The 13,969-nt window shown below is 73.3% G+C and carries 10 protein-coding genes, 2 tRNA genes and 1 pseudogene; 9 read left to right on the top strand and 4 right to left on the bottom strand.

What is annotated here, in order from left to right; translation table 11 throughout:
• The first annotated feature begins 343 nt into the window (after nucleotides 1-343).
• From AB0L59_RS35030 to AB0L59_RS35060, 7 genes are all read left to right on the top strand, one after another.
• Nucleotides 344-661 (top strand): hypothetical protein, encoded by a 318-nt coding sequence (locus AB0L59_RS35030; RefSeq protein ID WP_365590704.1) that lies wholly within the window; start codon nucleotides 344-346, stop codon nucleotides 659-661.
• A gap of 347 nt (nucleotides 662-1,008) precedes the next feature.
• Nucleotides 1,009-1,986 (top strand): bifunctional MaoC family dehydratase N-terminal/OB-fold nucleic acid binding domain-containing protein, encoded by a 978-nt coding sequence (locus tag AB0L59_RS35035; protein WP_365590705.1) that lies wholly within the window; start codon nucleotides 1,009-1,011, stop codon nucleotides 1,984-1,986.
• Nucleotides 1,946-2,176 carry a hypothetical protein gene (locus AB0L59_RS35040; protein ID WP_365590706.1) on the top strand — a complete coding sequence of 77 codons (231 nt, stop codon included), beginning with the start codon at nucleotides 1,946-1,948 and terminating at the stop codon, nucleotides 2,174-2,176. Before AB0L59_RS35035 ends, AB0L59_RS35040 begins: the two co-directional genes overlap by 41 nt.
• Nucleotides 2,177-2,203: 27 nt before the next feature.
• Entirely contained in the window at nucleotides 2,204-2,611 is a 408-nt protein-coding gene (locus AB0L59_RS35045) for a MaoC family dehydratase (RefSeq protein ID WP_365590770.1), read from the top strand.
• Entirely contained in the window at nucleotides 2,608-3,774 is a 1,167-nt protein-coding gene (locus tag AB0L59_RS35050) for a lipid-transfer protein (protein WP_365590707.1), read from the top strand. Before AB0L59_RS35045 ends, AB0L59_RS35050 begins: the two co-directional genes overlap by 4 nt.
• A gap of 346 nt (nucleotides 3,775-4,120) precedes the next feature.
• Nucleotides 4,121-4,714: a SigE family RNA polymerase sigma factor gene (locus AB0L59_RS35055; protein WP_365590708.1), complete on the top strand. Its 594-nt coding sequence runs from the start codon at nucleotides 4,121-4,123 to the stop codon at nucleotides 4,712-4,714.
• A 146-nt stretch (nucleotides 4,715-4,860) separates the two neighbouring features.
• The gene (locus AB0L59_RS35060; protein WP_365590709.1) at nucleotides 4,861-6,537 is read left to right on the top strand and encodes a long-chain fatty acid--CoA ligase; all 1,677 of its coding nucleotides are present in this window, start codon (nucleotides 4,861-4,863) and stop codon (nucleotides 6,535-6,537) included.
• Nucleotides 6,538-6,618: 81 nt separating this feature from the next.
• On the opposite strand, the gene AB0L59_RS35065 is transcribed toward AB0L59_RS35060, so the two are convergent.
• On the bottom strand, nucleotides 6,619-11,088 hold the full coding sequence (locus AB0L59_RS35065; RefSeq protein WP_365590710.1) for a PAS domain-containing protein: 4,470 nt from the start codon (nucleotides 11,086-11,088) through the stop codon (nucleotides 6,619-6,621).
• A 299-nt stretch (nucleotides 11,089-11,387) separates the two neighbouring features.
• A complete protein-coding gene (locus AB0L59_RS35070; RefSeq protein ID WP_365590711.1) occupies nucleotides 11,388-11,879 on the bottom strand; it encodes an SSI family serine proteinase inhibitor in 492 nt (163 codons plus the stop codon).
• 229 nt (nucleotides 11,880-12,108) lie between these two features.
• Between AB0L59_RS35070 and AB0L59_RS35075 the strand changes: the two genes are divergently transcribed.
• Both AB0L59_RS35075 and AB0L59_RS35080 read left to right on the top strand, forming a co-directional pair.
• Nucleotides 12,109-12,199, top strand: a tRNA-Ser gene (locus AB0L59_RS35075).
• 205 nt (nucleotides 12,200-12,404) lie between these two features.
• Nucleotides 12,405-12,477, top strand: a tRNA-Arg gene (locus AB0L59_RS35080).
• Nucleotides 12,478-12,593: 116 nt separating this feature from the next.
• Here the strand turns inward: AB0L59_RS35080 and AB0L59_RS35085 are convergent.
• Nucleotides 12,594-13,123: pseudogene (locus tag AB0L59_RS35085) on the bottom strand (site-specific integrase); the annotation flags it as partial.
• A 19-nt stretch (nucleotides 13,124-13,142) separates the two neighbouring features.
• Nucleotides 13,143-13,577 (bottom strand): NUDIX hydrolase, encoded by a 435-nt coding sequence (locus AB0L59_RS35090; RefSeq protein WP_365590712.1) that lies wholly within the window; start codon nucleotides 13,575-13,577, stop codon nucleotides 13,143-13,145.
• Nucleotides 13,578-13,969 lie beyond the last annotated feature (392 nt).

Below are 13,969 nucleotides of genomic sequence, written 5' to 3' on the forward strand. Positions count from 1 at the left end.
AAAGGGAAGGGCGGGTGGCCGCGGCGCGCCCGGGAGGGGAGGGGGTGGCCGCATGGGTGGTGGAACGATTCATCCCTTGTGCCACTTGAGGGGGGAAGGTCCCTTCCATGGGCTTCTGTGTGGCGAGATGACGAAAGAGAGAGATAAGGGTTTATCGACTTGTCATCACGCTTGCGTGCGAATCGGGGGTTCCGGTGTGGTTCGCCGGGGATTCGGTGGGCAACTCTGATCTCGCGACGTCGTCCACGACAGACAGAGCGGCCGGCCAACCGCCCTGACACAAGCCGTACTTCACGTACTTCCGGCCCTAGGGCCGCCTAGTGCCTGGTTCTGGAGGAACAACATGGCAAGCATCCGTACCGCCCGCGTTCTGGCCGCAGTCGCCGCGCTTCCGCTCGCAGTCGCCCTCTTCGGCGGTGTGGCGGCCGCCGGCAACGGCGCCTTCGCGGACAACGGATCGAGCGCCAACGCCGGTGTGTCGAGCATCATCGGCAGCGGTGTGGGCCACAACAACAACGGCAACTCTTCCACCACGCAGCAGAACGCGGTCGGCTCCGGTGCCTCGAACCAGAGCAACACCGCCCAGGTCAACGGATCGGCGTTCACGGCCGTCCAGCAGGGCAACGAGGACGTGGCCATCCACTTCACCCACCTGTGGTGACCCTGGGGCGAGGCCCCTCCCGGTGAGGGCCCTCGTGGGGTGTGCTTCGGGGTCGTAAGGCGTCTGCGCGGCGGTACTTCGGTGCCGCCGCGCAGGTGTTTCCCGGGGCCGGTCCCCCCTCGGCCGGCCTTGACACCCGCACCTGTCTGACGGACAGTCAGAAACTGTCCCTGTCAGGTACGCGAGCCCGGGAGGGCCCCCGCCGTGCACCTCGCCCCCACGGAACGTCAGCAGTCGCTGCGCGCCGAACTCCGCGCCCCCTTCGAGGCCGTGCTGCCGGGTACCGGCGAACCCACCGCTTCCCGCGCCCTGTCGGGCGGTGTCCGCGCTGACGGCCGGCGGCGGCGATGAGCACGGCGGACGTGGTTCCCGACCCGCTCGGCGCGCGGCTGCGGGAGTTCGAGGGCCGGCCGGCCGTCGTCGCCGGAGTGGGCAAGGACCCGGTGAACGAGCCGATGATCCGGCACTGGTGCGAGGCCATGGGCGACACCGCCCCGGTCTACCGAGGCCCGGACGCCATCGCCCCGCCCACCATGCTCCAGGCCTGGACGATGGGCGGCCTGGCCGGCCACGAGGGCCGCACGGGTGCCTACGACGAGCTGCTGTCCCTCCTCGACGCGGCGGGGTGTACGTCGGTGGTGGCCACGGACTGCGAGCAGGAGTACCTACGGCCCCTGCGTCCGGGCGACCGGGTCACGTTCGACTCGCTGATCGAGTCGGTCTCCGGCCGCAAGACGACGAAGCTGGGCACCGGGTACTTCGTCACGACCCGTACGGACGTCCGGGTCGAGGGCGCCCTCGTGGGCACGCACCGCTTCCGCGTCCTCAAGTACGCGCCGGCCCGCCGGAAACCCCCCGCTCCGCGTCCGCGCCCGGTGGTGGGCCGGGACAACGCCGGCTTCTGGCAGGGCGTGGCCGAGCACCGGCTCCTCATCCAGCGCTGCACGGACTGCGGCACCCTGCGTCACCCCTGGCTGCCTGGCTGCAACGCGTGCGGCTGCCTGGACTGGGACACGGTCCGGGCGAGCGGGGAGGGGACGGTCTACTCCTACGTGGTGATGCACCACCCGCCCTTCCCGGCCTTCGAGCCTCCCTACGCGGTCGGTCTCGTGGAACTCGCCGAGGGGGTGCGGATGGTGAGCAACGTGACCGGGGTGCCGTACGACAAGGTCCGCATCGGCCTGCCGGTCCGGGTGGAGTTCCGCACCTACGAGGACGCGGAGGGATCGCTGGTGCTGCCGGTCTTCCGGGTCGTCGAGGGCAAGGGAGAGGGCGAGGTCCGACATGGACGTCACGCCCACCGAGGCCCGGGCCGAGGCCCGTGACCCGGCCGCGCACGTCTTCGGGCGCCGGCTGTGGCCGGCCCCGCTCGGCGTCCGCGCGGCGGCGGGGCGGGAGCCGGCGTCGACCATCCGGTGCACCGGCACCCCTGGGGGTGGGCTACTGGACGCCTGCCTCGGCTGCGAGGCCGAAGTGCTCCAGGAACCGGGGGAGTTGATCATCAGTGGGGAGTGAGACATGACGACGGCGTCGTCGAGGGCACTGACGGCGGGCGCCGAGCTGCCCCCGCTGGAGATCCCGGTCACGCGGACACTGATCGTGGCGGGGGCGATCGCGTCGCGGGACTACCAGGACGTGCACCACGACGCCGAGTCGGCCAGGCAGAAGGGCTCGCCGGACGTCTTCATGAACATCCTGACGACGAACGGCCTGGTCGGCCGGTACATCACGGACCACTTCGGCCCGGCGGCGGTGCTCCGCAAGGTCGCCATCAGGCTGGGGGTGCCCAACTACCCGGGGGACACGATGGTGTTGACGGGCAGGATCGAGTCGGTCGACGGCGACACCGCCACGGTGTCGGTCGTCGGCGCCAACGCCCTCGGCAGACATGTGACGGGCACGGTGACGGTCACGGTGCCGGTGCAGCCGCCCGGGGAGGCCGTGTCATGAGCGTCCGTACCCGTGACAGGCTGGCCGGGCGTGCCGCGATCGCCGGGATCGGGGCCACCGAGTTCTCCAAGGACTCCGGGCGCAGCGAGCTGCGGCTGGCCGTGGAGGCGGTCCGGGCGGCGCTGGACGACGCGGGGCTGGCGCCGGCGGACGTGGACGGGATGGTGACGTTCACCATGGACACCAGTCCCGAGATCACGGTGGCCCAGGCCTGCGGAATGGGCGAGCTCTCCTTCTTCTCCCGGGTCCACTACGGCGGCGGTGCGGCCTGCGCGACCGTGCTGCAGGCGGCGCTCGCGGTGGCGACGGGCGTGGCGGAGGTGGTGGTCTGCTACCGCGCCTTCAACGAGCGTTCGGGCCGCAGATTCGGCGCGGGCGTGCGGCACCGGGAGCCGTCGGCGGAGGGGGTGGCGCTCGGCTGGGTGCTGCCGTTCGGGCTGCTCACCCCGGCGTCGTGGGTGGCGATGGCGGCCCAGCGCTATCTCCACGCGTACGGCCTGTCGCCGGACGTGTTCGGGCATGTGGCCGTGTTGGACCGCACGTACGCGGCGACGAACCCCGCGGCGTACTTCCACGGCCGCCCCATCACCCTCGCCGAGCACGCGGCGTCGCGCTGGATCGTGGAGCCGCTGCGGTTGCTGGACTGCTGCCAGGAGACCGACGGCGGGCAGGCGGTGGTCGTCACCTCGGTGGAGCGGGCCCGGGACCTGCGGCGTCCCCCGGCGGTGATCGCGGCGGCCGCTCAGGGTGCCGGTCGGGCGCAGGAGCAGATGACCAGCTTCTACCGGGACGATCTGACGGGCCTGCCGGAGATGGGTGCGGTGGCCCGCAGACTGTGGCGCGACTCCGGCCTCGGCCCGGCCGACATCGACGTGGGGATCCTGTACGACCACTTCACGCCGTTCGTGCTGATGCAGCTGGAGGAGTTCGGGTTCTGCGGAAAGGGGGAGGCGGCGGACTTCGTGGCGGAGGAGCGGCTGCCGCTCAACACACACGGGGGCCAGCTCGGAGAGGCCTATCTGCACGGGATGAACGGCATTGCGGAAGCGGTACGCCAACTGCGGGGCACGGCCGTGAACCAGATGCCGGGTGCGGCCCGGACCCTGGTGACGGCGGGCACGGGAGTACCGACATCGGGGCTGATCCTGACGGCGGAGGACTGAGAGAAGCGCGACTCACGGCCGGCACCGGTGGCTGTGGGACGAGGTTCCGTAGTGCCCGGTGTGCGTGCCGGTCCCGAGTCGATGCCCGACACCCGGCCCCAGGGGTCGCGTGGTCGGCGGCCCCGGCCTCCCGCAGCCGCCCTGACCCCGACCCGGGGTCAGGGTGGGATCGGTCGTCGAGGGCAGGGGTGAGGGGTTCGGGGTCAGGGTCGTACCCGCAGGCCGGGTGCAGGCGACGTCCACCTTCAGGAGGTGCAGTCAGCCCCACCCCTACAACCTGAGGGGGACTCCCCTTCGGGACCTGCGGCCGATCCGCCCGAGGGGCACCCGCTCCTAGCGTGGAGCCATGACCACACCCGTCTGCACCAGCGCCTCGGCCGCCGCCGCACCAAGGCGGCAGGCCCTCCCCCACCCCCGGCTCCGGCCGAGCGGGGAGACCCCCGCATACCCGACGTTCGCGTCGTATGTGCGGGCTCGCCAGACGGTTCTGCTGCGCACCGCGCGCTCGCTGACCGCGAACCCGAGCGACGCCGAGGACCTGCTGCAGACCGCGCTGGCCAAGACCTATGTGGCATGGGAGCGGATCGAGGACCACCGGGCCCTCGACGGCTACGTGCGCCGGGCCCTGCTGAACACCCGTACCTCGCAGTGGCGCAGGCGCAGGGTGGACGAGTTCAGCTGCGACGAGCTGCCCGAGCCGGAGCCCGTACCCGGTGACGACGATCCGGCCGAGCGACAGGCGCTGCACGACGCGATGTGGCGGGCGGTCATGAAGCTTCCGGCGCGGCAGCGGGCGATGGTCGTCCTGCGCTACTACGAGGACCTCAGCGAGGCCCAGACCGCCGAGGTCCTCGGGGTGTCGGTGGGCACGGTGAAGTCGGCGGTGTCCCGGGCGCTCGGCAAGCTGCGCGAGGACCCGGAGTTGGGGCTGGTGCGCTAGGCCCGGGGTTTCCTCAACCGGCTCTCCGGACCGGTTTTCCACCGGCTCTCCCCGACGATTTTTTTCCTCCCGAGTGACCCGCCTCCTAGTGACATACCAAGCGGTATGTGAGCAGAATCAGCGGAACCTCTACCACCGCGTAGGCAATGCCGCCCCTGGAGGACTCCGTGCTGAGCACCATGCAGGACGTACCGCTGACCGTCACCCGCATCCTCGTGCACGGGGTACTGGTGCACGGACGGTCCCAGATCACCACCTGGACCGGCGAGGCCGAGCCGCAGCGGCGCACCTTCGCCGAGGCCGGCGTGCGCGCAGTGCAACTGGCGAACGCCCTGCGCGACGAACTCGGCGTCCGGGGCGACGACCGGGTGGCCACCCTGATGTGGAACAACGCCGAGCACGTCGAGGCCTACTTCGCGATCCCGTCCATGGGCGCGGTGCTGCACACGCTCAATCTGCGCCTGCCCGCCGAGCAGCTGGTGTGGATCGTCAACCACGCGGCCGACAAGGTCATCGTCGTCAACGGCTCGCTGATCCCGCTGCTCGCCCCGCTGCTGCCCGAGCTGCCGACGGTGGAGCACATCGTCGTGTCGGGCCCCGGAGACCGTACGCCGCTGCAGGGCGCCACCGCTCGGGTGCACGAGTACGAGGAGCTGATCGCGGACCGGCCGAAGACGTTCGACTGGCCGGAGATCGACGAGCGCCAGGCCGCCGCCATGTGCTACACCTCCGGCACCACGGGCGACCCGAAGGGCGTGGTCTACAGCCACCGTTCGATCTACCTGCACTCCATGCAGGTCAACATGACCCAGTCCATGGGCCTGACCGACGAGGACACCTCGCTCATCGTGGTGCCCCAGTTCCACGTCAACGCCTGGGGCCTGCCGCACGCGACCTTCATGACCGGCGTCAACATGCTGATGCCGGACCGCTTCCTGCAGCCCGCCCCGCTCGCGGAGATGATCGAGCGCGAGAGGCCGACCCACGCGGCCGCCGTCCCCACCATCTGGCAGGGACTGCTCGGTGAGCTGACCGCCAAGCCCCGGGACGTCTCCTCCCTCACCCAGGTCACCATCGGCGGCGCGGCCTGCCCGCCCTCCCTCATGAAGGCGTTCGACAAGCTCGGCATGCGGGTCTGCCACGCCTGGGGCATGACGGAGACCTCCCCGCTCGGCACCGTCGCGCGCCCGCCGGCCCACGCGGTCGGCACGGAGGAGGAGTTCGCGTACCGGCTCACCCAGGGCCGCTTCCCCGCAGCGGTCGAGGCCCGCCTCACCGGTCCCGATGGCGAACGCCTCCCCTGGGACGGCGAGTCGGCGGGCGAGCTGGAGGTGCGCGGTCCGTGGATCGCCGGCGCGTACTACAACGGCCCCGACGCCGAACCGCTGCGCCCCGCCGACAAGTTCAGCGCGGACGGCTGGCTGAAGACCGGTGACGTCGGAACCATCTCCCCCGACGGCTTCCTCACCCTCACCGACCGCGCCAAGGACGTCATCAAGTCCGGCGGCGAGTGGATCTCCTCGGTGGAGCTGGAGAACGCGCTGATGTCCCACCCGGACGTCGCCGAGGCCGCGGTGGTCGCCGTACCCGACGAGAAGTGGGGCGAGCGCCCGCTGGCCACGGTCGTCCTGAGGGAGGGCGCCACCGCCGACTTCGAGACGCTGCGCACCTTCCTCGCCGAGGAGGGCCGCATCGCCAGGTGGCAGCTGCCCGAGCGCTGGACGGTCGTCGAGTCGGTGCCGAAGACGAGCGTGGGCAAGTTCGACAAGAAGGTGCTGCGCCGGCAGTACGCGGACGGCCGGCTGGACGTCACCCGCCTCTGACCCCCGGCCGACACCCGCACCCGGCCCCGTTCCGGCGGGGCCGGGTCACCCCTGCCCCGCCGGCCGGCACCCCGTAGGGGCCTAGTTGGTGCCGATCCGGGCCAGCAGGTCCACGATCCGGCTCTGCACCTCGGTGCTGGTCGAGCGCTCCGCGAGGAACAGCACCGTCTCGCCCGAGGCCAGCCGGGGCAGGTCGGCCTGGTCGACGGCGGCGGTGTAGACGACCAGCGGCGTGCGGTTGAGCTGTCCGTTCGCGCGCAGCCAGTCGATGATCCCGGTGAGGCCGGCCTGCCGCCGCTGGACCTGCATCAGGTCCATCACGACGAGGTTCGGCCTGAACTGCCCGGCCAGCGTCACCGCGTCGTTGTCGTTCGCGGCCCGGGCCACCTGCATCCCGCGCCGCTCCAGCGTCGAGGTCAGCGCCAGCGCGATCTCCGCGTGCTCCTCGATGAGCAGCACCCGCGGCGGATGCTGCTCGCTGTCCCGCGGCGCCAGCGCCTTCAGCAGCACGGCGGGATCGGCGCCGTACGCCGCCTCGCGCGTGGCCTGCCCGAGCCCGGCCGTGACCAGCACCGGCACCTCGGCGGCGACGGCGGCCTGCCGCAGCGACTGCAGAGCCGTACGCGTGATGGGCCCGGTCAGCGGGTCCACGAACAGCGCGGCCGGGAACGCCGCGATCTGCGCGTCGACCTCCTCACGGGAGTGCACGATCACCGGCCGGTAGCCACGGTCGCTCAGCGCCTGCTGGGTCGTCGCGTCCGGCGCCGGCCACACCAGCAGCCGGCGCGGGTTGTCCAGCGGCTCCGGCGGCAGCTCGTCGTCGAGGGGCTGCGGACGCGGGGTGTCCGCGACCTCCACGGCACCGCCCGGACCGTCCAGCGGCTCGGGCCCCTCGGCGGCGTCGGCGTCCGGCGCGCCTATGGCGTAGGACCGTCCGGCGCCCTCGGTGCCCGGGGCGAGCCGGGACTGCCCCGCCAGGGACGGCTGCGCCTGCCCGGGAGCCGTGGGCTGCTGCTCCGGGCGGCCGGCCGGGTCGGGCGGTGTGCCCAGCTTGCGCCGGCGGCCGGAACCGCCCGGCGCGTGCGGCGGCGGGGTCGCCGTCGGCTGCTGCACCTGCGCGGCCTGCCGCGAGAACGGCACGCCCTGGCCGAGGGTGCGGACGCTGATCGCCCGCCCCTGCGTCGAGTTCGGGTCGACCCCTGCGCCCTCGACGGGCAACGGCTGCGCGGCCCGCGGCGCCTGGACACCCGGGCGTTCCGCGGGGAGCGGGGTGCCGGCGGCCGGCGTGCCGGACTGCGGTACGGGCGTGCCCGCGCCGGAGGTGTCACCGGTGCCGGGCCACTGCGGGGGCACGGGTGCCGGGACGGCGGCCGGCACCGCTCCGGCACCGGCCTCGGCCGGCAGCGGCTGGGCGCTCGGGGTGCCAGCGGGCGGGGTCGGGGCGGGCCGCGCCGGGACCGCCTGTCCGGGGGCCACCGGTACGGGCCGGCCGGTGCTGTCGTGCGCGGGCGCGGCGGGGTGCGGTACGGCCTGCTGCCGACCGGGCACGGGGGCACCGGGCGCCGTCTGCCCCGCCGTGGGACCGGCCTGGACGGGGATGCCCTGCCCGGCCGTACCCTGCGCCGGAACGCCGTGAACCGGAGTGCCCTGACCGGGAGTCCGCGTCCCCACGGGGTGCGGGCCGGCCTGCCGGGGGGCGGCCGGTGCACCCTGAGGAGGAGTCACCTGCCCCGGCACGGGCTGGTTCGCCGGTACGGCGGGGGCCTGTGCCGCGGGCGCCGGTACGGGAGCGATCTGGCCCGGAGCGGGCGGCGCGGGAGGCGTCGCCGCCGGAGCCGGCTGTGCGGTGCCCGGCGCGAGCGCGGTGCCTTCCGCCGGCGTCTGGGCGGGGTCCCCCGGCTGGGCCGCGGCCCGGCGGCGCCGGCCGGTCGGCGCGCTGGTCGGATGCGGCTGCGGCGGAGTGTGGTCCGCGGCCTGGTCGTGCGGTACGGCGTCGTGCCGGCCGTCGCCGGCGGGCACCCCCTGGGCGGACAGCGGCGGCTGAGCGGGCACCTGCACCAGCCCGGCACCCTGAACGGAAACCGGCGGCTGCCCCTCGGCAGCGCCCGGAACGGCACCCGTGCCCGGACCGACCGGCACCCCCACACCGCTCGCCGATTCCGCGGACCCGGGCGAGCGGTCGGCCTCGGCCGGAGGCAGGGCGAACACCGTACGCACGCCGCCCGCCTCCGCCGCCGCGGCGCGCTCCGCCGCGGCGGCCAGCGCACGCCGGCGCCGCCCGGTCGGCTGGGCGCCCTCGGCCGCAACGGCCTCGGCGCCCGCCTCGGCGCCCGGCGCCGGCGCGCTGCCCGCGGCGGGCAGGGCGGGCGGCAGGGCCGCCTGCGGGGCCCCGGAGTCCGGGAGGGCGCGCCGGCCCGCGGGCACGGGCACGCCCTGCGGCGGAACCGCGCCGCCGAGGCCCGTACCGGAGGCCGCGGCCCCCGCGGCATGCTCGGCGGCGGTCACCACCGCGCCCTCGCTGACACTCTCGCCGGCACCGGCGCCACCCTCGGCGGGGCGGCCACGGCGCCGTCCGGTACCGCCGGACGCGCCCTCCGCGCCCTCGGCCGGGACCGCGGCGGTCTCCTCGGCGGGCGTGGCGGCACGCCTGCGGCGCCGCCCGGTCGGTACGGGCGTCTCGGCCTCACCGGCCGGGCCCGCGCCGGGAGCGTCACTCTCCAGGAAGGCGTCGGTGGAGGGCCGCCGGGCCCGCCGCCGTCCGCCGCCCTGCTCGGCACCACCGGCCCCCGCCGCCTCACCGGCGCCGGAGAGCAGCTCGGACGGCCCCTGCCCGCCCGGCTCCGGCACGGCCGGAAGCGCCGCGAAGGCCGACTGCGCGCCGACCGCGCCGGCGCCGCCCCCGAGGGGCACCTCCAGCACATACGCGCTGCCGCTCATGCCGGGCACCTCGTGCGTCTGCAGCACGCCGCCGTGGGCCCGTACGATCCCGCGCACGATCGGCTCGTGCACCGCGTCTCCCCCGGCGTACGGCCCGCGCACCTCGATCCGTACCACCTCGCCGCGCTGCGCGGCGGCGACCACGACCGTGTTGTCCAGGTAACCGCCCGCGGAGACAGGCGAGTTGCCGGTCGCGTCGACGCCGGCCACGTCCGCCACGAGGTGGGCGAGCGCGGTGGCGAGCCGCTGCGGGTCGACCTCGGCCTCGATGGGCGGCGCGTGCACGGCGAACTGCACCCGCCCGGGTCCGATCAGCTCCACGGCGCCGTCGACACCGGCGGCGACGACGGCGTCCAGCAGCACCTTCGTGCGGGTGATGTCCTCGGCGCCCGCGTCCAGCCGCTGGTACCCGAGGACGTTGTCGATGAGCGTCGTGATCCGCGAGTAGCCGGCCGAGAGGTGGTGCAGCACCTGGTTGGCCTCGGGCCACAGCTGCCCGGCGTCGTCGGCGGCCAGCGCCGCCAGCTCGCGCCGCAGCTCCTCCAGGGGGCCGCGCAGCGACTGGCCGAGCAGCACGAGCAGCTGCTCGTGCCGTGCGGCGAGGGCCTCGTACCGGTCCTTCTCCCGCTCGGCGAGCGCGGCGTACCGCTCCTCGCCGGCCGCGACCTCGTCCTCGTGCTTCTCGCGCAGTTCCTCGAGCTCGGTGACGTGCTGCTGGCGCAGGGCGGTCAGGTCGGAGGCGTGCTCCTCGGAGAGCCGCTCCACCTCCTCGGCGTGCGCCTTCTCCAGCGCCGACTTCTCCTCGGCCAGGGTGTCCAGGGGCCGCCGGTCGGTGAAGGTCATCACGGCGCCGACGAGCTGGTCCCCGTCGCGCACCGGCGCGGTGGTGAGGTCGACGGACACCTTCTCGTCGCCCTTGGACCACAGCACCTGGCCGCGCACCCGGTGCTTGCGCCCGGAGCGCAGGGTGTCGGCGAGCGGGGACTCCTCGTACGGGAAGGGGGAGCCGTCGGCACGCGAGTGCAGCACGAGGGTGTGCAGCTCCTTGCCGCCGAGCTCACCGGCCCGGTAACCCAGTATCTGGGCGGCGGCCGGATTGACGAGCACGATCCGCCCGTCGGTGTCGGTGCCGACGACACCCTCCGCCGCGGCCCGCAGGATCATCTCGGTCTGCCGCTGCGAGCGTGCCAGTTCCGCCTCGGTGTCGACGGTCCCGGACAGGTCCCGGACGACGAGCATCAGCAGCTCGTCACCCGTGTAGCCGTAACCGTCGTACGCCTGCTGCCCGTTCTCCAGGTTCGCGCTCGTGACCTCGACGGGGAACTCGTTCCCGTCGGTCCGGCGCGCGATCATCCGCGTGGGCTTGGTCCGGCCCTGCGGATCCATGTGATCGGGCCGGCGCATCGACCCGGGGATGAGCCGCGAGTCGAACTCCGGCAGCAGATCGAGCAACCCGCGCCCGACGAGCGCGGTACCCGGCGCCTCGAAGGCCTCAAGCGCGATGGTGTTCGCGTTGACGACGGTTCCGTTGGCGTTGACCAGGACCAACGCGTCCGGCAGCGCGTCGAGTATGGCTGCGAGGCGAGCAGCGCCTCGGGATGGCCTGCTGCTCACGAGACGCTTCCTCCCTGTTACCGCACCTTGCCGACCGCTCGGGCCATCTTGCCAACCGGCCCGCGACGTGTCACGCGAGGGAGTCTAAGGGCACACGTTGCGCTCGCGACGCCGGATGAGAGGGAGGTCCCACGACGAAGTGACACCGAACCGGTCACGGCGCGCCGACCACGGCCTGAAGACTCCGCGAGACCTTCGCGGGACCTTTACGGGGCCGGCGATTCGGTCAAGTGAAACCGCCGGGGGAACCCGTCAGGGGAAACCGCCGAGGAAACCCGTGAGCCGGCGGACCGGCCGGACTAGGCCGCCGAGCCCAGCCTCGGCAGCAGCGGCACCATCCGGTCCCACCGCCCGGTCTCGCAGCCGTTGCTCCGGTCGTAGCCGGCGTCGACCCTGCGTCCGGCCCAGGTGCCCGTCACCCGGGCGGTGGCCGGTCCCCCGTAGAGCATGGTGCAGGTGGTGCCGGGTGCCACCGGGGCGAAGAGGTCCCGCCCCCACCGCGTCTGCCCGTCCAGCGCCCGGCAGGCCTCCGCCGCGTCCGGGTGACTCCCGCCGGCCGGATGACAGAACAACTCGTACGTCCCGTCCCGCCCGGCCCCGGCGTGCCGCACCACGACGGTGAGGTGATCACCGGACCGGTCCTCGGGCGGCACGGGTGGCGGCATGACGGGCCCGGCGACGGCGACGGCGGGGGCGGCGGCGACGGCGGGGGCGGCGGAGAGGGCGAGGAGGGCCGAGACGGTGCCGAGAGCCGAGAGGGCACCGAGGCCCCCCAGGACACGGCCGCGCACCGGGCCGCCCCGTCGGCCGTCGGCCCGCCCCGGACCTCGCTGAGGAAGAAAGACCATGCCCTGCCCAACGCCCACGCCCGCCGGACGTTGCGTCCGCGCCTCGCCGGGCGGGAAGCCCTTTGCCCTGCGACCCGACTGCCTAGTACCGTGGGGGGCGATTGGTGACAGGGCACTCGGCTGTGTCATCATCTGCACGCACCACTCGCGCGCTCGCGTGAGCGGTTGTGCTGGAGGCGTCGCCTAGTCCGGTCTATGGCGCCGCACTGCTAATGCGGTTTGGGCCTTAAAGCCCATCGAGGGTTCAAATCCCTCCGCCTCCGCACCGATCCCGAAGCCCCGGTCCCCAGGACCGGGGCTTCGGCGTTACGGACCCTTGTCACCCGTCTGCCCGCTCGTAGGCGTTTCCGCAGGTCACAAGGGGTGTGCCCATCGGATTTCACATGTCGGCGGCAGTCATGTAATGTTCTTCCTGTCGCCGGGACGGGCCGAAAGGGCCGAAACGGAGAGACGAAAACAAGAGAACAGGCACTCGTAGCTTAACGGATAGAGCATCTGACTACGGATCAGAAGGTTGCAGGTTCGAATCCTGCCGAGTGCACACAGACAAGAGGCCCCGGATCACTCCGGGGCCTCTTGCGTTTCAGGGGCGTACAGCACGGGGTCTGGATCAGCCGGGGACCTTCAGTGCGACGAGGAGTGGGCTGCACGTGTGCCGGGTGTCCCGTACTCCGTGGTGAAGATCAGCCCGGGAGTGTCCTGCCACAGCTCGCCGGCCGCCTTCCGGTCCCCGGTCTGCTGGGCACGCCGCATTCGGAGCGCGCGAGGTCGATCGACTTCCGGGTCAGGCCCAGGACCCAGGCCGCGGGGAGCGGATCTTCGCGGGCGAGGGAATCGGCGAGGAAGCGCCCGTCTCGACCACGGACCGGGGCTTGATCCGGCGCCGCCGGGGCTTGGGCGCCTTGACCGGGGAGGCCACGTTCTTGCTGATCTCCTCCTCGGTCCCGGTGTGGGTGAGCAGGGCACGCAGGGCAGCACGGGCGGCCTGGACGACCGCCGGGACGGGTAGGCCCCGCAGCACTCCCCGACGGCGCAGCACCGCTGCCGGGCCTTGGGCCGCTGGGCGTCCTTGCCCTGGGCGCAGCACTGGCAGGTGCCGGCCGGCCGGTCGGCCACTCCTGGACGTCCCGCACGGTCAGCCTGTCGAGCCGCTTCCCGCCCAGGTGCGGATTGACGCAGAGCCGCACGGTCGGAGTAGCGCCGCTGTCAGGCACCCCACGTCTTGGCATGCTCACACAGACAGCTCGCAGGTTCGGGCGCCTGGAGTCCGAGCTCCGCCACGGCAGACGAGTCCAGCGCGACCCGGACCGGAGAGAAGTCACCTGCGTCGGGATCGTCCGGCTCGGGACCGCCGCGGCGGTTCGGATGCACGTCCAGGACGTCGGCACGGGAGTAGTGCTGCACGACAGTGATCTTTTCGCCCGGTTCGGTGAAGGCCGGAAACTCGGTGGGAGCACCGATCGTGGCGCCGATCTCTTGCATGACTTCGCGGCGCAGGGCCGCTTCGAGGTCGGCATCGTAGGGTTCGACGCCTCCACCGACCGTCGTGTAGCAGGGCGAGCCGCCCGGCCATCCTCGGCGCGGGAACACCAGTCGGCCGTCATCCAGCAGGACCGCGCGAACATGGTGACGGACCTTCATGCGCGCGACGATAGTGCGCCAGGCCCGGCCAGAAGGGCCGAACCGGGCGGGCCGAGGGCTCTGAAGCCGTCATCGCAGCCTGCTCCGGTCGACGGCAAACCTCGACAGGGTGGTTGAGCCCGCAGAGGTGCAGCGAGACACACGCGCGCCTGAGCGGTCGGTGCGCCCGCCGTCGTGGCCGCCTTTCGTCGGCTGAGGCGCAGACACCCCGAGAACCAGGCGCCGCCCGCGCCCACGGACGGCGAGGGCATCTGAAGTCACGAGCCCAAGCGGCCATGGCCTAATCCATCGTCATGCCTTCCCTGGCCGCGGCGGGTAGGCCGTGCCCCCTGGCACTGGTCACCGTCCGGCCTGGCGAACCCTGCTGTGCGCGGCCGCGCTCGGCGGACAGC

Source organism: Streptomyces sp. NPDC052109 (genome assembly GCF_040680195.1).
Lineage (GTDB): Bacteria > Actinomycetota > Actinomycetes > Streptomycetales > Streptomycetaceae > Streptomyces.